This is a genomic window from Salmonella sp. SSDFZ54 (assembly GCF_004010735.1).
GTDB classification, from domain to species: Bacteria; Pseudomonadota; Gammaproteobacteria; order Enterobacterales; family Enterobacteriaceae; genus Salmonella; species Salmonella enterica.
In genome coordinates this window covers 1,181,035-1,198,249 of the sequence record NZ_CP034819.1, presented here as the reverse complement: position 1 = coordinate 1,198,249, position 17,215 = coordinate 1,181,035, and the positions used below count along the sequence as shown (strand labels likewise).

Here is a 17,215-nt window from a genome sequence, read left to right as displayed (position 1 = left end):
ATTATATGTCACAGACAGCAATTACACTGGCATTTGAACAGTGGAAAGCGCAGCAGGGCACCACGGGGGAGCCTGTTCTGCTGGATGAATTTGTGTTCGCTAATGTGCCGGCACTTGACCCGGATCAGCCGGTTGACCGCAATGAAACCCTGCCACCGGCTGAACAGATTGTTCACCGGCAGGCCGTCAGCCGTAAGGGCGTGGTGAATGACAACGCTGTGGTGCATTCCGTCGTACTGGGGGCTGATGTGGGGGATTTTTCCTTTAACTGGATTGGTCTGATTAATAAGGCCAGCGGTACGCTGGCAATGATTGTTCATGCGCCATTACAGCAAAAACTTAAAACAGCTGAAGGGCAACAGGGGAACGTGCTTACACGCTCGTTTCTGATGGAATATAACGGCGCACAGGCTGAAACCGGAATTAATACGCCTGCTGAGACCTGGCAGATTGACTTTACCGCGCGTATGGCCGGAATGGACGAGCGCCAGCGCCTGGAAAATATCGACATCTTCGGGGCGGCGGCGTTTTTTGGGGACGGCTATCTGGTCGGGAAAAGCGGGAATCAGTTTTATGTGACCAAAGGTACCGGCTATGTGGCAGGTCTGCGCACAACGCTTGCAGAAAACCTGAATATTACCGTGACAACCAGGCCAGTCAAAGTCTGGCTGGATGTATGCTGGACAGGAACGCTTACCAGCGTGTGGGGTGTGCAGTCCCGTATTACGGTTGCTGACAACCTGGCGGATTATGTGCAAAACGGCGTACAGCATTATGTGTTTGCGGTGGCGGGTATTGATGAAAACGGCAATATTACGGATTTACGCCCGAAAGGGACACTGAATGAGCAGCAGGCCAGCGATGCGCTGAGAAAACATGAGCAATCCCGTAATCATCCGGACGCCACTACCAGCGCGAAGGGGTTCACTCAGTTAAGCAGCGCGACAGACAGCACCAGTGAAGAACAGGCCGCTACGCCGAAAGCAGTCAAGATTGCTATGGATAATGCCGCAGCACGACTAGCGAAAGACAGGAACGGATCGGATATTCCTGATAAACCTCTGTTTGTTCAAAATATTGGACTGGGAAATGTGCTTTTCAAAGGTGATGGCAGGTTCCTCGCGGGAACATTTGTCAGTGACGCAATTGACCGAACATCAATTGGTGCCAGGGCGGCTACAGGCTGTCAGTTTATGCGCGCACATCAGGCACCTGATGCGCCAGACCAGGTAAGTTTCTGGCAAATTATTACCCTTAGCGAGGTGGTAAGTCCGACCACTGTTGTGGATGTTCTTGCAGTCAGTGGCAATAACGTATTGTTTGGTCACGGTACAGGAGCAGGTATTACCTCATGGCGTCATGTGGCGATGCTGGAGGGGGGCGCCTTTACGGGGGGGATTTCTGCTCCAAATATGCGTGGCGATACCCTGGTTACGGTTGGGGATGGCACTGGTGGGATGGCTAAAGGTGACGTTGATGGTGCAGGTTTTAATGGTAACAATCTGAACATTAAGTCATGGAATGGTATCGGATTTCAGAACTCAGAAGACCTGGCTATCCGGGCATATATCAACACCCGACTCGGTGTTATCGCAGCTGCTGAAAATTTGCAGGCCGGAAATGCGATATTCAACAAAAACGGCGATGTTTACGGCGATATATGGGGCACAGGCAGCGGGCCTGGCTGGTTGAGTGCGTATATTGCAGGCAGACCGTTACGACAATACATCACCATGGTCGGTGTGTACCAGAACGACAAAACAAAGCCATTTATGCTTCATGATGATGGTTCTGGTGTATTCCTTGCTACAACTGACATGCTAAGTGGGTATGTTCAGTCAATTCGATTCGGTGCCGTTGAGCATGGAAACTTATATCGTTCGCCCGGATTTGCAGACCAGTTAGGTTACGTCATTACAGGTGTTGAGAATGGAGACTCGAACGATACACCAGACCGGATCCAACGACGCTTGTTACAGCTTAAAGTGAATGGTCAGTGGTATACGGTAGGGACATAAAAATGAGACATTTTAAAAAATTCACTAAAACAACGGAATTAACCCCTGTTCAGCAGGAGTTATCAGAGAACTGCAGCGTTCAGTTTATCCACGATGAATCAGGTGTTGACTGGTATGTGCTACAGAAATTATTTCAGCCAGACACACTGAAAATACAGTATGACAAAACAGGGCTGATTATTGCTGCGGATAAAGATGCAACAAAGTTATTTCCGCTGAATTGCTCTGTTGTGGAACTCGCTGATACTGATATTCCTGATGGTTTCCAGGCTGGTAATTTTACCTATAGCAACGGCGTTATCGCACCTGTTCAGGTTGATTATGTTGCTTTAGCGACAGCAGAACGCGACCGGCGCATGGCGTCGGTCACGTCAAAAATCAATCAGCTTATGGAAGCGCAGGATGATAGTGATATTACTGATGCCGAGCTGGTCGAACTTTCCGATTTACGTGAAGTGCGTACAAAATTGCGCCGTCTGGATCTGACTGGTGCGCCAGATATTGACTGGCCGGAGGTACCGGATGTGGCGTGAAGCGCGTCTGGCTTTTACGGATTCTCTGGCTGCGCTGGATTGTTCCGTCGTTCCGGCGCATCCGTGGATTCACGGTCTGGGGCAGCAGACTGATAACGGGGCATACCTGAGTCCGGTCAATGCAATCCATTATCTGGCGGAAAGGCTGGCCGGAACGGGAGGCAATACCGATGTGGTGATCATGATGGTAACGGGACAGACCCATGAAAACTTCATGAAGGGGCTTAACAGCCTGGTGGATGTTTTCCCCGCGCCCGCATTCACCCAGGTTAGACGTCTGGCTGAGTCTGCGGCGACACTGGCTACTGAGAAAATGCAGATCCCCGCGAAAGCCGGGGCAGGACTGCCGGTTGCCATTCCGCTGTCCGTTCCGACCAGCAGGGCAGCGTTATCCGCTGCCGCTATCAGTGAGGCGCAGAAAGCGGCTGGCGCCGGATTCAGCCTGGACGGGCTGAAACAACAGCTGGGGGAATTTACGCAACTGCGTGACAGCCTGATTAACGATGTGGCCAGCGGCCTTGCTGATTTGCAGGGGAAAAGCGCCAGGGCATGGGTATTTACGGCCAGTGGCGACACCGCCGCCACCCTTCTGGCGCTGGTAAAGGACATTCCGCAGCCTTCAGCTGTTTATACTGCGGCAATCATGCTGGCCGGAAAAAATCTTGATGGAATAAGGGGCATGATTCATGACGTCGATCCCGACACTGGCGCTTAATGGTGAGGCCATTCTGCTGAAAAACATGCGCGTGACCGTTTCCCAGCAGTTTCAGGATAAAGACCAGTCCGGCCAGACCAGCGCGACCACCAAATCAGAGCAGGGGGCAAAGGGCAAAGAGCTGCGTATCAGCGGCGAAATCCCCTTTAAAAACCCGGAGATCCTGACGCGTATTTTTGAACTGGCCAGCGCCACCGATGCAGACGGGAAACGCATGAAATACCGCGTTGCGCATGAGGTGGCCAGAGCAGTGAATTTTCGTGAGGCCACCTTCAGCGGAATGCTGGATGCACCGCCGCAGGACGGGAAAATGGCCTGGCTGGTCACGTTCACCCTGGCGGAACATGTCAGCGTACAGGAGAAGCGGGAAGCCAGGGCAACCGGTAAAACAACGGCAAAAAAACAGACGGCCAGCAGTACGGGACAATCCGGTGGCCAGAGTGCCGGAGAGGATGAAGAAAAACTGACGTGGTTTGAACGCAGGGTGCTGAAGCCCGTCAATGATGCTTTAGGTTAATGATGAAACCAGTAAAACGCCTTTACCTTTCAACGGATGAAATACACCTGGCTGACGCCAGTCTGGTGCTGGAGCTGAACAGCTGTGGACGTGGCTTTATTACGGCACAGACAACCACAGACTACACCGGCAAACTGGTACGGCTGGATGTGGGGTATTCCGGTTTACTTCTGCGCTGGTTTACCGGCTATGTGGAGCGCTCACAGCCTGCCGAAAACGGTTATCAGCGTCTGTTTGTCCGCGAGCTGGCTGGCGTGTTTGAGCGGATGTGGCCATGCTCATTTCAGCATCCCACACTGCGCGATGTGGCCGGATGGCTGGAGGAAAACAGCGGGATCAGCATTGCGGTACCGGATGTGCCGTACAGTGATAAACCGATCCCCCATTTCACCCATAACGGGACGGGATACCAGCTGCTGAATAACCTGGGCAGGGCATTCAGTATCACGGATTACATCTGGTATCCATTGCCGGATGGTTCGCTGTATGTCGGCGGCGCAGAAAAGGCGCTGTTTGCCGGACGCCCGGTAGAAATCCCGGCAGAGTTCAGCCAGGGAACGGCGGGCGGTAATTCCATGACATTGCCGGTGATCCAGAGTCTTCGTCCGGGCGTGGACGTGAACGGGGAACGCGTGACCAAAGTTCATCTGACGAATGACACAATGACCATCACCTGGACACCACGGAACCGCGCCACAGGTCAGCCATTGCAGAAAACACCGGCGCAGCGTCAGATAGAAAACCATTACCCGGAACTGGCTTCAGGTCTTCACCTGCCCAAACTGGCCAGGGTGGTGGCACCCAGCGAGGCCGTAAAAAGCGGTAATTTTGCCGACCCGTTCCGGCCACGGTACGCTGTTGACGTGCAGCTGCTTGACGCGGACGGCAACCCGGACAACCAGACGCCGGTATATTCCGCCGTACCGCTGCCAGTGCCAATGGCCGGTAACGATTCGGGAATGTTCCAGTTTCCACCGGAAGGAACGCTGGTAGAGGTGGCGTTTACGGGCGGCAGGCCGGATAAGCCCTTTATCAGGCAGACGCTGCCGGATGGCACCAGTCTGCCGGACATTAAGCCCGGCGAACAGCTGCAACAGCAGCGGGCGGAAGTCTCGCAACGCGTGACACAGGCAGGAGACTGGGTACGCCAGACGGATCAGACCATCAGTGAAACATCGATGGCGCGGACGGTGAAAGCCGATACGGAACGGCGCGAACTGGTCAGCCGTGAAACCACGGTGAAAGCCACGGATAAAATCACAGTACTGGGTACCGCCACGCTGATGGCTGGAGCCATACAGCAGGTCAGCGCTGGCGACTTCAGCCAGGCGGTAAAAGGAAACCGGCTGGCCAGTATTACAGGAAATGAAGAAACCGAAATCGCCGGGCAGCAGTCCACGAAAGTGGCCGGTGCCATGAATGTTGATGTGGGGGGAACCCTGACAGAAAAGATTGCCGCATTGCGTAAGTCGGTGGCATCGGGCGGTCAGCAAATTATGGGGCCAACCGTCCATATTGGCAGTGAGAGCGTCAACACACTGACCATGATGCTGGACACCATTGATTTACTGGCAGAGCTGGCGCAGCAGTGCGCGAGCCATTCACACCCCAGTGTTGGCACGCCGACCAATGCCGGAGCATTCAACCAGACGGCAGTAAAGGCCGGGCAGACCCGGAGCAAGTACCAGAACATCATCGCCTGATTCTCTCTTTTCAGCCCGCATAATGCGGGTTTTTTTACATCCTTCATCAGGCGTCACCAGACGCATTCTAAGCGCTTCTTTTATCTGACCACTACCGCGCAACACCACAAAAGGATCTGTGCTGTCACGTTACGCTGACGACGCCACACGTTGACAAAATAAATCTTTCGCAGACAAAAACGGCGCTACACCGCACCCGCCTGCGGTTTCTGGATCGTAAAAATTTTTCAGTTTTATTTTTCTTCAAATCATATCGCCAGCCCGCACCAGTACTGGCAGTTTTGCGGAGACTGGAAACTGAAAAGATTGAAAGGAATTTCAGTAATTTTCAGTTTGAAGGATCGATAAAGGATCTAACGGAAAACGTAACACACAGATAAATAAGGTGAAAATAAATTTTATGTGAGTTGCGGTGGATCGTTTGTGTGCCAGTGCGTTCTGGCGGTAAACGTGATAAGCCCAGCGGCGGCGGGGCTTCAGGGGAGTTTATTGATTTTTACAGAACTGAAAAGCGTCGCAGAGCTTGCAGAGGTCGAGAGAACAGATTTTGCACACATATGGTTCAGGTACAACTGAACAAAAGTAGAGTTATGTGCCGAGTTTGCGACGCGGGCTGTAGAGAGTGTGATCCACCACAATGAATTTTTTATCCAGCCATTGCGTCACTTGGGCGGGCTGAACGCCGGTCAGTCGGGCAAAGGATGCCTGATTGCCATTGTAGTATTTCTTGATGTAGTCGATAAGTGGCATCAGTACACTCTCTATAGTGATTATCATATAGTAAAATACTATATGATAATTTTAATTAAAAAAATAGCAGCCGCAAAACCGCAGAGGTATCAAAGCAGTCTGATCGGTTTCTATCTGGGAATGAAAAATATCAGCGCGACACTTTTGCGACACTGGGGGTTATGAAAACAAAAAAGCCACTCGTTAGAGTGGCTTAATCATATGATTTTAAAGCTAAAATTTGGTGGCCCCTGCTGGACTTGAACCAGCGACCAAGCGATTATGAGTCGCCTGCTCTAACCACTGAGCTAAGGGGCCGTGGCGGTGGATTATAATGTAACTTTACGCTGTAATCCAGCCGTAACCGTGCGGGTGCTGTTTTTATAAACAATGTGTTTTCAACCCGTTATACTTAAAGAACGTTGTATTGCTCAGGAGTAATAATGGTTAAGGACATACTGGCGCCAGGGCTACGGGTGGTTTTTTGCGGCATCAATCCGGGACTCTCCTCGGCGAATACCGGCTTTCCGTTTGCGCATCCCGCGAATCGTTTTTGGAAAGTTATTCATTTGGCCGGTTTCACCGATCGACAGTTGAAACCGGAAGAGGCGGAAAAATTACTGGATTTTCGCTGCGGGGTAACGAAACTCGTCGACCGACCGACGGTACAAGCGACTGAGGTGAAGTTGCATGAATTACGTAGCGGCGGACGCAACCTGATTGAAAAGATAGAGGACTACCAGCCCGCGGCGCTGGCGGTGCTTGGTAAACAGGCTTTTGAACAGGGATTCAGCCAGCGCGGTATCGCCTGGGGTAAACAAAAGATCGCCATTGGCGCGACGATGGTGTGGGTGTTGCCGAATCCCAGCGGCTTAAACCGAATTAAAACGGAAAAACTGGTCGAGGCCTATCGCGAACTGGATCAAGCGCTCATTATGCGTGGGCTATAGCAATGGGGAATGAGGGCGCGAATACTCGCGTTGTGTAGAGATTCTGCAGGCCAAATAGGGCGCTCGCGTATGACCGGATAAAAAAACGCCGCCTTGCGGCGGCGTTTATACGTATGCGGCGAATTAATCGTCGAGGAAGCTGCGCAGCACTTCAGAACGGCTCGGGTGGCGCAGTTTACGCAGCGCCTTCGCTTCGATCTGACGGATACGTTCGCGGGTAACATCGAACTGTTTACCCACTTCTTCCAGCGTGTGGTCGGTGTTCATATCGATACCGAAACGCATACGCAGCACTTTCGCTTCACGAGCGGTCAGGCCAGCCAAAACGTCGTGAGTGGCGGCACGCAGGCTCTCGGTAGTGGCAGAGTCCAGCGGCAGCTCGAGGGTGGTATCCTCGATGAAATCACCCAGATGCGAATCTTCATCGTCGCCGATCGGCGTTTCCATGGAGATTGGCTCTTTGGCAATCTTCAGCACCTTACGAATTTTATCTTCCGGCATCAGCATCCGTTCAGCCAGCTCTTCCGGCGTTGGCTCGCGGCCCATCTCTTGCAGCATCTGGCGAGAAATACGGTTGAGCTTGTTGATGGTCTCAATCATATGCACCGGAATACGGATGGTGCGCGCCTGATCCGCGATAGAACGGGTGATCGCCTGACGGATCCACCAGGTTGCGTAGGTGGAGAACTTGTAACCGCGACGGTATTCGAACTTATCTACCGCTTTCATCAGACCGATGTTGCCTTCCTGAATCAGGTCAAGGAACTGCAAGCCACGGTTGGTGTATTTCTTGGCGATAGAAATAACCAGACGTAAGTTCGCTTCAACCATCTCTTTTTTCGCACGGCGGGCTTTCGCTTCCCCGATAGACATGCGACGGTTGATGTCTTTCACCTGTTCGATGGTCAGACCGGTTTCTTCTTCAATCTGCCGCAGTTTTTGCAGACAGCGTTGCACTTCTTCCGCGACATCGTGCAGTTTTTCCGACCACGGTTTGTTCATCGCGATAGCGGCGTTGAACCAGGTTTCGCTGGTTTCGTTACCGGTAAACAGCGTGATAAAGTTCTTCTTCGGCATTTTGCACTGCTCGACGCAGAGCTTCATGATCAAACGTTCCTGAGTACGCACGCGATCCATCATCACGCGCATACTGTTGACCAGATAGTCGAATTGCTTCGGTACCAGACGGAACTGTTTGAACACTTCAGACAGCTTCAGAATCTCTTCCTGCGCGGCAGCATGGCTGCGGCCTTTCGCTTTGATGGTGTCGCGCGTAACGACGTATTGCGCGCGCAGCTCAGCGAATTTTTCGCGTGCCAGTTCAGGGTCAATGCTGTTGTCGTCATCGGCGGCGTCATCGTCGCCGTCTTCTTCATCTTCGTCTTCGTCATCATCCAGGTCTTCCTGGGAGAGCTCAGAACCGACGTGAGTTGCGGTCGGCGCCATCTCTTCTTCCGCGTTCGGATCGACAAAGCCGGTGATAAGATCGGACAAACGAGCCTCTTCAGCCTCAACGCGATCGTACTGTTCCAGCAGATAGGTAATGGCTTCCGGGTATTCGGCAACGGAGCATTGAACCTGGTTGATCCCGTCTTCGATACGTTTAGCGATGTCGATTTCGCCTTCCCGGGTCAACAGTTCAACAGTGCCCATTTCACGCATATACATGCGTACCGGGTCAGTCGTACGACCGATTTCAGACTCAACACTGGACAGAACTTGTGCAGCAGCTTCTTCCGCATCTTCATCGGTGCTGGTGGTATTTTCAGCCAGCAGCAGATCATCGGCATCAGGCGCTTCTTCCATTACCTGAATACCCATGTCGTTGATCATTTGGATGATATCTTCAATTTGATCTGAATCGACGATATCTTCCGGCAGATGGTCATTGACCTCAGCATAGGTCAGATAGCCTTGCTCCTTACCACGGGTGACAAGAAGTTTCAGCTGTGACTGCGGGTTTTGCTCCATAAGACGGTATCCACACTTATTCGTTTGATTGGTGTCGACGGTATAGCTGTCGACATTTAAAGCGAGGGCATACTTATATTTTGGCCGCTGCCTCTCACTGCGGCTGTCGGGGGCTTCCCGATCGATATGCGGCATTTAAGCCGTTAAATTCATTTTCTGGCCAGCTCCTGGTTTAACGTCCAGAGCTCTCGGCGTTCTTCGCTGCTTAAACCATGAGTGCGATCGCGAGCGATCAGCTCTTCTTGTCGCAGTTGCAGCAGCGAATCAAACATATGGTTGAGTGAGTCGGTAAAGGTCTTTTCGGCAATCGCCTTATCTGCTATATCGTCCCACATCGATAATTTTTCAAGGGTCGCAGCATCATTTGTGCCACGGTAGAGTTCCAGAAGTTGTCCGGTAGTAAGACCTGGCTGAGCCAAACAAGTTTTGACCAATTCTTTAAATAAGCCAAGTCCAGGCAGCTTATTCTGATCCAGCGCGTCTAAGGGCGGCACTAACGGCGCGAGATCCGGGTTTTGCACCAGTAATCCTATCAGTATACGCATGGTCGTACGTTTTAGCTGCGGAGCCGGGCGGGAAACGCCGCTTTCCGCCTGTTTTGGCACTAAACGATCAAGCTGACTATCATCGAAAATGCCTAACTTCAGCCCCAACGTCTGGCGCAGCTGAATACGGTGCGCGTCGCCAGGCACCTGATTAATGAGCGGCAGCGCCAGCGCGGCTAACTGCGTGCTGCCATCCGGCGAGCTTAAATCCACCTGCGGCAGGAGGCTATTAAACAGAAACGTAGAGAGCGGCTGCGCCTGCTCCATCCGCGCTTCAAAAGCCGCCTTGCCTTCTTTACGCACCAGCGTATCCGGGTCTTCGCCGTCAGGTAAAAACATAAAGCGTACCTGCCGACCGTCGGTCATATAAGGCATTGCTGTTTCCAGCGCTCTCCAGGCGGCATCACGGCCAGCTCGGTCGCCGTCGTAACAGCAAATTACGTTGTTCGTCGCCCGGAATAACATATGCATATGGTCTGCCGTGGTTGAGGTACCCAGCGAAGCGACCGCATAGTTAATGTCGTATTGCGCTAGTGCGACGACATCCATATAACCTTCGACCACAAGCAAGCGTTGCGGTTCAGCACTATATTGCTGAGCCTCATAAAGACCATATAGCTGGCGGCCTTTATGGAAAATGTCCGTTTCCGGAGAGTTAAGGTATTTCGGCGTGTCGTTCCCCAGAACTCGGCCGCCAAAACCAATCACCCTGCCGCGTTTGTCCCGAATAGGGAACATGACCCGATTACGGAAACGATCGTAAGTGCTGCCCTGCTCGTTATTGACCAGCATCCCGGCATCCAGCAACAATGCCTTGTTATCGCTGTTATTACCGAAGCGCTTTAACGCGTTATCCCAACCTGGCGGCGCGAAGCCAATGGCGAAACGCTGAATAATTTCAGCGCTCAGACCGCGCTTTTGCAGATAGTCACGCGCAGGTTTTGCCGCAGGGTGGGTAAGCGACTGCTGATAAAAGTCATTCAGACCATTCATCAACTGATAGAGGTTTTGCCGTTGATGGCGCTCTATCTGGCTAAGCCCGGTGCCTGCTTCATAGGGAATTTCCAGGTTATGCATGGCCGCTAATTCTTCGACGGTTTCGACAAATTCGAGCTTGTCGTAATTCATCAAAAAGTCGATCGCATTGCCATGCGCGCCGCATCCAAAGCAGTGATAAAACTGTTTTTCACCGTTTACGGTGAAAGAAGGGGTTTTCTCATTATGGAATGGACAACACGCGTGATAGTTCTTGCCCTGTTTCTTGAGTTTTACGCGCACGTCGATCAGATCGACGATATCGGTTCTCGCCAGCAGGTCATTAATGAATACGCGTGGGATTCGTCCAGCCATATGCCCCTTTTATACACGTCATTCTTCAGGCTGCCGTAGTGTTGGCTACGCTCGCTCACCCCTGTCGCTGACTTGCGTAAGCGCCGGGGACTTGCTCTCTTGCCGCCTGGACGCAGCATGAATGATTTTGTGTATATGCTAATGCATAAACGAAAACAAGCCGCGCATTCCTTTCGGAAGCACGGCCTTACAACTACAACTCGATCTGAATTGAGAGCAGCCCGCTCTCAAAAGATTAGTACAGACGAGTACGGCGTGCGTTTTCGCGAGCCAGTTTCTTCGCGTGACGTTTCACTGCAGAAGCTTTAGCGCGCTTACGTTCGGTCGTCGGTTTTTCATAGAACTCACGACGACGAACTTCCGCCAGAACACCTGCTTTTTCGCAGGAACGCTTGAAGCGACGCAGAGCTACGTCGAACGGCTCGTTTTCACGTACTTTAATTACCGGCATGTGCCTCTCACCTTTGATTAATTCGGTTTGCCGCTGGCATCAACGCCAGCTTATTTCAAAATGGTGCGGAATTTTACTGCAATTGCTGCTGCTTTGTAAAGCACCGCGGCCTTTTTTGAACGGGACTTTTATAAGGTGAGGGAGTATACACGAAGTCGGGACTGAGGGTATACATCCACCCGCATTCGACCTACACTGCGCGGTATTAGAGCGAGGTAAAACAAGTCATGCGTGTACTGGGTATTGAAACATCTTGCGATGAAACCGGCATCGCTATTTACGACGACAAAAAAGGTCTGTTAGCCAACCAATTGTATAGTCAGGTGAAATTACATGCTGACTACGGCGGCGTAGTGCCTGAACTGGCTTCCCGCGATCATGTGCGTAAAACCGTGCCGCTGATTCAGGCGGCATTAAAAGAAGCCGGTCTGACGGCGAGCGATATCGACGCGGTGGCCTATACCGCAGGCCCGGGCCTGGTCGGCGCGCTGCTGGTCGGCGCAACCGTCGGGCGTTCGCTGGCATTTGCCTGGAATGTGCCGGCCATTCCTGTACACCATATGGAAGGTCATCTGCTGGCGCCGATGCTGGAAGATAACCCTCCGGAATTCCCGTTTGTGGCGCTACTGGTCTCCGGCGGACATACGCAGCTCATTAGCGTGACCGGAATCGGTCAGTACGAACTGCTGGGAGAGTCGATTGACGATGCCGCCGGTGAAGCGTTTGATAAAACCGCCAAATTGTTGGGGCTGGATTATCCTGGCGGCCCGATGCTGTCGAAAATGGCGTCGCAGGGGACGGCGGGACGTTTTGTCTTTCCGCGCCCGATGACCGATCGCCCGGGGCTGGATTTTAGTTTTTCCGGTCTGAAAACCTTTGCCGCTAACACCATTCGTAGTAATGGCGACGACGAACAAACTCGCGCTGATATCGCGCGCGCTTTTGAAGATGCGGTCGTGGATACGCTGATGATCAAGTGCAAGCGCGCGCTGGAAAGCACCGGTTTTAAGCGTCTGGTCATGGCGGGCGGCGTCAGCGCTAACCGCACGCTGCGCGCGAAGCTTGCCGAAATGATGCAAAAACGCCGCGGCGAAGTGTTCTATGCGCGCCCGGAATTTTGTACCGACAACGGGGCGATGATCGCCTATGCCGGAATGGTGCGGTTTAAGGCGGGCGTTACGGCGGATCTTGGCGTAACGGTACGTCCGCGCTGGCCGCTGGCCGAGCTGCCGGCGGCGTAAAAGCGGAAAAAGGGGGCGACATCATGCCGCCCCAACGGGTTTACAGCAAAACGACGGGCATCCACAACAGCCTGGAGACGATCAGCAGCACCAGGAAAATCAGGCCGAAAATCGCGCCTAACCACGCCAATGGTGGAAGGGTGACGCGCGGCGGATTCGATATGTACGCCCATCACCGAGCTATTGCCGGTCAACCCTTGTGGGCCAATCCCTAGACGGTTGAGGCCCTCTTCCAGACGCAGTTCCAGCTCAATCTTTCTGGCGTTTCTTTTTCAGCTTCGTCCAGATTTTCGTCTCCTGGCGACGCCACAGACGCTGGATGTTGTCATGATGGCGCAGCAAAATGAGACATGACAGCATCGACACCGGGAAGGTGAACTGCGGTTTAAACCACCAGACGTAAAACGGCGCAATCAAGGCGCTGACAATCGCCCCTAACGATGAATAACCGCTTAACAGGACCGTCAGCAGCCAGGTGCCAGCCATAACGCCGGTTAAATCCCAGCCGATGGGCGCAATGGCGCCAAATGCGGTTGCTACGCCTTTCCCACCTTTAAAGCCAAAAAAGACCGGCCAGATATGCCCCAGACAGGCGGCGATAGCGATAAGCCCCAGCCAGAAAGGGGTAACGCCTAACGCATACGCGCCCCAGACGGGCAACATGCCTTTAAGGATGTCAAAAATAAGTACCGCGACAGCCGCTCCCTTGCCACCGATTCGTAATACGTTCGTCGCGCCCGGGTTGCCGGAGCCGCTTTCACGCGGATCGGGCAGCCCGGCGATGCGGCAAACCAGAATGGCACTGGAAATTGAGCCGCAGAGGTACGCGAAGAGGATCATTCCAGGCGCGATTGCACTCATAAGCTGTTCCGTATTGAAAGTGTCGTTTTATTTACTATTTCTGTGGATAATACGCACATTTCGCCGGAAGTGGTATCCGGGTTAGCCAAAAAGCAGGCAGGTCGTGATGGATATTGTATTTATAGAGCAACTTTCGGTAATCACCACTATCGGTGTTTACGACTGGGAACAGACTATCGAGCAAAAACTGGTGTTCGATATCGAAATGGCATGGGATAACCGCAAGTCGGCGAAAAGCGATGATGTCGCAGATTGTCTAAGTTACGCGGATATCGCCGACACGGTGATAAATCATGTTGAAGGCGGGCGTTTTGCTCTGGTCGAGCGTGTGGCGGAAGAGGTGGCGGATCTACTGCTTAGCCGATTCAATTCTCCGTGGGTTCGCATCAAACTGAGCAAGCCTGGCGCCGTCGCGCGCGCGGCGAACGTAGGGGTAATTATTGAGCGTGGCAATAATCTGAAATAAAAATAAATAATTTTATATTTTTTAAACCAAACGGTTATATATGGGGTCTTAACGCGAGATCCATTTTTGCAGTGTTTTTCATTTTAGGGGTTTATTGATGAGCGATATGCACTCGCTGCTGATAGCGGCAATTTTGGGTGTGGTCGAAGGATTGACGGAGTTTTTGCCGGTATCCAGCACGGGCCATATGATTATTGTGGGTCATCTGCTGGGGTTTGAAGGCGATACGGCCAAGACATTCGAAGTGGTGATTCAACTTGGATCTATTCTGGCGGTCGTGGTGATGTTCTGGCGGCGGTTGTTTGGCCTCATCGGTATTCACTTTGGCCGCCCGCTACAGCGTGAAGGTGAAAGTAAAGGTCGATTAACGTTGATTCACATCCTGCTGGGCATGATTCCGGCGGTGGTGCTGGGGTTAGTCTTTCATGACACGATCAAGTCGCTATTTAACCCGATTAACGTGATGTACGCGCTGGTGGTAGGCGGTCTGTTGCTGATTGCCGCCGAGTGCCTGAAGCCGAAAGAACCGCGCGCGCCGGGGCTGGATGATATGACGTATCGTCAGGCGTTTATGATTGGCTGTTTCCAGTGTCTGGCGCTGTGGCCGGGCTTCTCGCGTTCCGGAGCGACTATTTCCGGTGGGATGCTGATGGGCGTCAGCCGTTACGCCGCCTCTGAGTTCTCGTTCTTACTGGCTGTGCCGATGATGATGGGCGCAACGGTTCTGGATCTCTACAAAAGTTGGTCATTCCTGACCGCAGCGGATATTCCGATGTTCGCAGTGGGCTTTGTGACGGCGTTTGTGGTGGCGCTGATCGCCATCAAGACCTTCCTGCAACTGATTAAGCGTATCTCGTTTATTCCGTTTGCGATTTACCGCTTTGTGGTGGCGGCTGCCGTTTACGTTGTCTTCTTCTGATGATTGACCTGCCGGATGGCGGCGTACCGCCTTGTCCGGCCTAACTGTTTTGTCGGTCTGATAAGCGCAGCGCCATCAGGCAATTTATCGTGCCGGATGGCGTTTAGCTGGCGGGGTTCGGGCAGCGCTTCTCTTTCCAGTTGGCGACCGCTGCAATTCGTCGCTTTGTCAGCTCCTCGCGAATCTCAATGCCCTTAAATCCGGCCTCCACCACCTCTTTCGTCGGTACCGTCTGCGCCACCTGCCAGGCTTCGCGCAGCCAGCGCCCCTGCGGGTAATCCGACGCTTCAAATCCGGTACGTCCACGGACATCGGCCTCGCTGGTCAGCGCAATCTGCTCGACGCGCTGCGGTTTACGCCATGCATCAATGGCGTCAAACAGCTTAACGATCGTTTTCGGCTGGAGTATCGGAAAGGTGTGGATCAGATCGTGGTATTCGGCGACCAGTTTAGCTAAATCACGCAGGTCATTGGGGACGCGCAAACGCTGGCATAACTGTTCGACCAGTTTCACGCCCGCCGGGCCGTGGCCATGATGGCGCGGCCAGAGGTTTTTCGGCGTTAAGCCTTTGCCCAGATCATGACAAAGCGTGGCGAAACGGACATCAAGCTGCGGACTGAGCATAGCGGCCATCGACAGCGTCATCAGCGTATGAACTCCGGTATCAATTTCCGGATGCCACTTTGCCGGCGCGGGTACGCCAAACAGGGCGTCGATTTCCGGAAACAGGACGCGCAGGGCGCCGCAGTCGCGCAATACCTGGAAGTAAACCTGCGGATTGCGGGTGGTAAGCGCATTTTCCGTCTCTTTCCATACCCGTTCCGGCGTCAGATGTTCCAGCTCGCCTGCCGCGGTCATTTCGCGCATTAGCGCCAGTGTTTCATCGGCGATACGGAAACTAAGATGAGCGTAACGGGCGGCAAAACGCGCCACGCGCAATACGCGCAAGGGATCTTCGCCAAACGCGGGAGAGACATGGCGCAGTAGACGCGCCTCCAGATCCCGGCGCCCGTGGTAAGGGTCGATAATCTGGCCGTCATCGTCGCGCGCCAGAGCGTTAATGGTCAGATCGCGACGCTGGAGATCGGCTTCCAGGGTAACGTCCGGCGCGGCATAACAGGTGAAGCCCGTGTAGCCGGAACCGGATTTACGCTCAGTACGCGCCAGCGCGTATTCTTCGTGAGTTTGCGGATGGAGAAACACAGGAAAATCACGGCCTACCTGCTGGTAGCCCGCATCAAGCATCTCCTGCGGCGTGGCGCCGACAACGACCCAATCTTTATCTTTAACCGGTAGCCCTAACAACGCATCCCGAACCGCACCACCGACCAGATAAATCTTCACGCCACTTTCCTTTTAAAAACGATCATCCTCTAATGATAAGACAGTGCCGCAGAGAAGGCGATTTAGTTCATCCAGCGGTCTTTGCGTTTACGGCTTGGGATCATATGCGGCAGCACCAGCCCTAACAGCAAGCCAATACCCAATACGCCGCCGCCATACATAAACCACTGCATAATAATGGTGCGCTGTTTGTCATCCAGTTGCAGATTCGCGGCGCTAACTTTTTTCTGCGCGACAATCAGCTCGTTTTTCAGCTTCTGGTTCTCTTCTTTTAGCCCGTTGATGACGCTGTCGCTTTGCGCCACTTTCTGCTGCATGTCGGCGGTGCGCTGATTCCACGTGGTATCAATATTGTTGAGTTTATCGGTCAACGTTTTGACCTGATTTTCCAGATCCGGCACGCGGGTACGCAGGCTTGGCGTAGTATTCAGTTCTTTTAACGGTATCCAGGCAGTACGACCAGAACTGTCTTTAATTTGACCATAGTTGGCATCGCTCTGTAAGAGCGTGACTTCCTCGCCGGCGTTGACGGTACCCACAAGGCGATAATTATCTCCCGGACCGCTGCGGACCCAGGTATTCAGTTCATCAGAAACGTAACGCGTCTCTTCAGCATGAGAGACGGCGGTGGCGCTAAGCGCAAGTAAAGTTAGTCCAATCAGGCGTAATTTTGGCATCAGGCTGTCGTTATTGTCAGAGAAAGTGGAACGATAGTAACGGCATCAGTGTCGCTACGCAAAGTAGTCGACATCAATCGGAATCATCTGTGTCGCCTTTGCCGCTACGTCAAACTTTTACGCCCGTCAAATTGCTCGTTGCATGGCAATTTGGCGCAAAATACTATCTACTGACAAAAATAATGCGGGTAAGTTCGCCAAGAATCTTCCCAGATGTGACATAA

Annotated in this window: 15 protein-coding genes, 1 tRNA gene and 3 pseudogenes; 10 read left to right on the top strand and 9 right to left on the bottom strand. The window is 52.9% G+C overall.

Annotation, left to right across the window (positions count from 1 at the left end):
• Positions 1–5: 5 nt before the first annotated feature.
• The 6 genes and pseudogenes from EOS97_RS27480 to EOS97_RS05905 form a co-directional block, all read left to right on the top strand.
• Positions 6–971 (top strand): annotated as a pseudogene (locus EOS97_RS27480) (phage tail protein); the annotation flags it as partial.
• A gap of 45 nt (positions 972–1,016) precedes the next feature.
• Positions 1,017–2,018, top strand: a pseudogene (locus tag EOS97_RS27360) (phage tail protein); the annotation flags it as partial.
• A gap of 2 nt (positions 2,019–2,020) precedes the next feature.
• Positions 2,021–2,551, top strand: coding sequence for a tail fiber assembly protein (locus EOS97_RS05920; RefSeq protein ID WP_001215677.1), 531 nt, complete (start codon positions 2,021–2,023; stop codon positions 2,549–2,551).
• Positions 2,541–3,266 (top strand): hypothetical protein, encoded by a 726-nt coding sequence (locus tag EOS97_RS05915; protein ID WP_000267951.1) that lies wholly within the window; start codon positions 2,541–2,543, stop codon positions 3,264–3,266. Before EOS97_RS05920 ends, EOS97_RS05915 begins: the two co-directional genes overlap by 11 nt.
• The gene (locus EOS97_RS05910) at positions 3,238–3,783 is read left to right on the top strand and encodes a hypothetical protein (RefSeq protein ID WP_000200796.1); all 546 of its coding nucleotides are present in this window, start codon (positions 3,238–3,240) and stop codon (positions 3,781–3,783) included. Before EOS97_RS05915 ends, EOS97_RS05910 begins: the two co-directional genes overlap by 29 nt.
• Entirely contained in the window at positions 3,783–5,486 is a 1,704-nt protein-coding gene (locus tag EOS97_RS05905) for a hypothetical protein (protein ID WP_000977534.1), read from the top strand. Before EOS97_RS05910 ends, EOS97_RS05905 begins: the two co-directional genes overlap by 1 nt.
• A 588-nt stretch (positions 5,487–6,074) precedes the next feature.
• On the opposite strand, the gene EOS97_RS26740 is transcribed toward EOS97_RS05905, so the two are convergent.
• A complete protein-coding gene (locus tag EOS97_RS26740) occupies positions 6,075–6,236 on the bottom strand; it encodes a hypothetical protein (RefSeq protein WP_001128281.1) in 162 nt (53 codons plus the stop codon).
• Between the two features lie 221 nt (positions 6,237–6,457).
• A tRNA-Ile gene (locus tag EOS97_RS05895) sits at positions 6,458–6,533 on the bottom strand.
• Between the two features lie 125 nt (positions 6,534–6,658).
• On the opposite strand from EOS97_RS05895, the gene mug reads away from it, so the two are divergent.
• Positions 6,659–7,165 carry a G/U mismatch-specific DNA glycosylase gene (gene mug / locus EOS97_RS05890; RefSeq protein WP_000237776.1) on the top strand — a complete coding sequence of 169 codons (507 nt, stop codon included), beginning with the start codon at positions 6,659–6,661 and terminating at the stop codon, positions 7,163–7,165.
• Positions 7,166–7,288: 123 nt separating this feature from the next.
• Here mug and rpoD read toward each other — a convergent pair whose 3' ends face one another.
• From rpoD to rpsU, 3 genes are all read right to left on the bottom strand, one after another.
• On the bottom strand, positions 7,289–9,136 hold the full coding sequence (gene rpoD, locus EOS97_RS05885; RefSeq protein ID WP_001519776.1) for an RNA polymerase sigma factor RpoD: 1,848 nt from the start codon (positions 9,134–9,136) through the stop codon (positions 7,289–7,291).
• Between the two features lie 149 nt (positions 9,137–9,285).
• Positions 9,286–11,031: a DNA primase gene (dnaG, locus tag EOS97_RS05880; protein ID WP_000918865.1), complete on the bottom strand. Its 1,746-nt coding sequence runs from the start codon at positions 11,029–11,031 to the stop codon at positions 9,286–9,288.
• Between the two features lie 235 nt (positions 11,032–11,266).
• The gene (gene rpsU / locus EOS97_RS05875; protein WP_001144069.1) at positions 11,267–11,482 is read right to left on the bottom strand and encodes a 30S ribosomal protein S21; all 216 of its coding nucleotides are present in this window, start codon (positions 11,480–11,482) and stop codon (positions 11,267–11,269) included.
• A gap of 227 nt (positions 11,483–11,709) precedes the next feature.
• Here rpsU and tsaD point away from each other — a divergent pair, with 227 nt between their 5' ends.
• On the top strand, positions 11,710–12,723 hold the full coding sequence (tsaD, locus tag EOS97_RS05870; protein ID WP_001264391.1) for a tRNA (adenosine(37)-N6)-threonylcarbamoyltransferase complex transferase subunit TsaD: 1,014 nt from the start codon (positions 11,710–11,712) through the stop codon (positions 12,721–12,723).
• 122 nt (positions 12,724–12,845) lie between these two features.
• Here the strand turns inward: tsaD and EOS97_RS26730 are convergent.
• Both EOS97_RS26730 and plsY read right to left on the bottom strand, forming a co-directional pair.
• Positions 12,846–12,974, bottom strand: a pseudogene (locus EOS97_RS26730) (fumarate hydratase); the annotation flags it as partial.
• Positions 12,973–13,584: a glycerol-3-phosphate 1-O-acyltransferase PlsY gene (gene plsY, locus EOS97_RS05860; protein WP_001272784.1), complete on the bottom strand. Its 612-nt coding sequence runs from the start codon at positions 13,582–13,584 to the stop codon at positions 12,973–12,975. The gene plsY and the pseudogene EOS97_RS26730, both read right to left, overlap by 2 nt.
• A gap of 106 nt (positions 13,585–13,690) precedes the next feature.
• On the opposite strand from plsY, the gene folB reads away from it, so the two are divergent.
• Positions 13,691–14,050 carry a bifunctional dihydroneopterin aldolase/7,8-dihydroneopterin epimerase gene (gene folB, locus EOS97_RS05855; RefSeq protein ID WP_000355776.1) on the top strand — a complete coding sequence of 120 codons (360 nt, stop codon included), beginning with the start codon at positions 13,691–13,693 and terminating at the stop codon, positions 14,048–14,050.
• 97 nt (positions 14,051–14,147) lie between these two features.
• Positions 14,148–14,969: an undecaprenyl-diphosphate phosphatase gene (gene bacA, locus EOS97_RS05850; protein WP_001281933.1), complete on the top strand. Its 822-nt coding sequence runs from the start codon at positions 14,148–14,150 to the stop codon at positions 14,967–14,969.
• Positions 14,970–15,072: 103 nt separating this feature from the next.
• Here bacA and EOS97_RS05845 read toward each other — a convergent pair whose 3' ends face one another.
• Both EOS97_RS05845 and EOS97_RS05840 read right to left on the bottom strand, forming a co-directional pair.
• Positions 15,073–16,314, bottom strand: coding sequence for a multifunctional CCA addition/repair protein (locus EOS97_RS05845; protein WP_127836128.1), 1,242 nt, complete (start codon positions 16,312–16,314; stop codon positions 15,073–15,075).
• Positions 16,315–16,376: 62 nt separating this feature from the next.
• Positions 16,377–16,991 (bottom strand): TIGR04211 family SH3 domain-containing protein, encoded by a 615-nt coding sequence (locus EOS97_RS05840; protein ID WP_001125344.1) that lies wholly within the window; start codon positions 16,989–16,991, stop codon positions 16,377–16,379.
• Positions 16,992–17,215: the final 224 nt, after the last annotated feature.

Coding starts and splice junctions, on each gene's coding strand:
- EOS97_RS05905 (WP_000977534.1), top strand. CDS start 3,783: ATGATGAAACCAGTAAAACGCCTTTACCTTTCAACGGATGAAATACAC.
- folB (WP_000355776.1), top strand. CDS start 13,691: ATGGATATTGTATTTATAGAGCAACTTTCGGTAATCACCACTATCGGT.
- EOS97_RS26740 (WP_001128281.1), bottom strand. CDS start 6,236: ATGCCACTTATCGACTACATCAAGAAATACTACAATGGCAATCAGGCA.
- rpoD (WP_001519776.1), bottom strand. CDS start 9,136: ATGGAGCAAAACCCGCAGTCACAGCTGAAACTTCTTGTCACCCGTGGT.
- plsY (WP_001272784.1), bottom strand. CDS start 13,584: ATGAGTGCAATCGCGCCTGGAATGATCCTCTTCGCGTACCTCTGCGGC.
- EOS97_RS05840 (WP_001125344.1), bottom strand. CDS start 16,991: ATGCCAAAATTACGCCTGATTGGACTAACTTTACTTGCGCTTAGCGCC.
- EOS97_RS05915 (WP_000267951.1), top strand. CDS start 2,541: ATGTGGCGTGAAGCGCGTCTGGCTTTTACGGATTCTCTGGCTGCGCTG.
- rpsU (WP_001144069.1), bottom strand. CDS start 11,482: ATGCCGGTAATTAAAGTACGTGAAAACGAGCCGTTCGACGTAGCTCTG.
- EOS97_RS05910 (WP_000200796.1), top strand. CDS start 3,238: ATGACGTCGATCCCGACACTGGCGCTTAATGGTGAGGCCATTCTGCTG.
- tsaD (WP_001264391.1), top strand. CDS start 11,710: ATGCGTGTACTGGGTATTGAAACATCTTGCGATGAAACCGGCATCGCT.
- mug (WP_000237776.1), top strand. CDS start 6,659: ATGGTTAAGGACATACTGGCGCCAGGGCTACGGGTGGTTTTTTGCGGC.
- EOS97_RS05920 (WP_001215677.1), top strand. CDS start 2,021: ATGAGACATTTTAAAAAATTCACTAAAACAACGGAATTAACCCCTGTT.
- bacA (WP_001281933.1), top strand. CDS start 14,148: ATGAGCGATATGCACTCGCTGCTGATAGCGGCAATTTTGGGTGTGGTC.
- dnaG (WP_000918865.1), bottom strand. CDS start 11,031: ATGGCTGGACGAATCCCACGCGTATTCATTAATGACCTGCTGGCGAGA.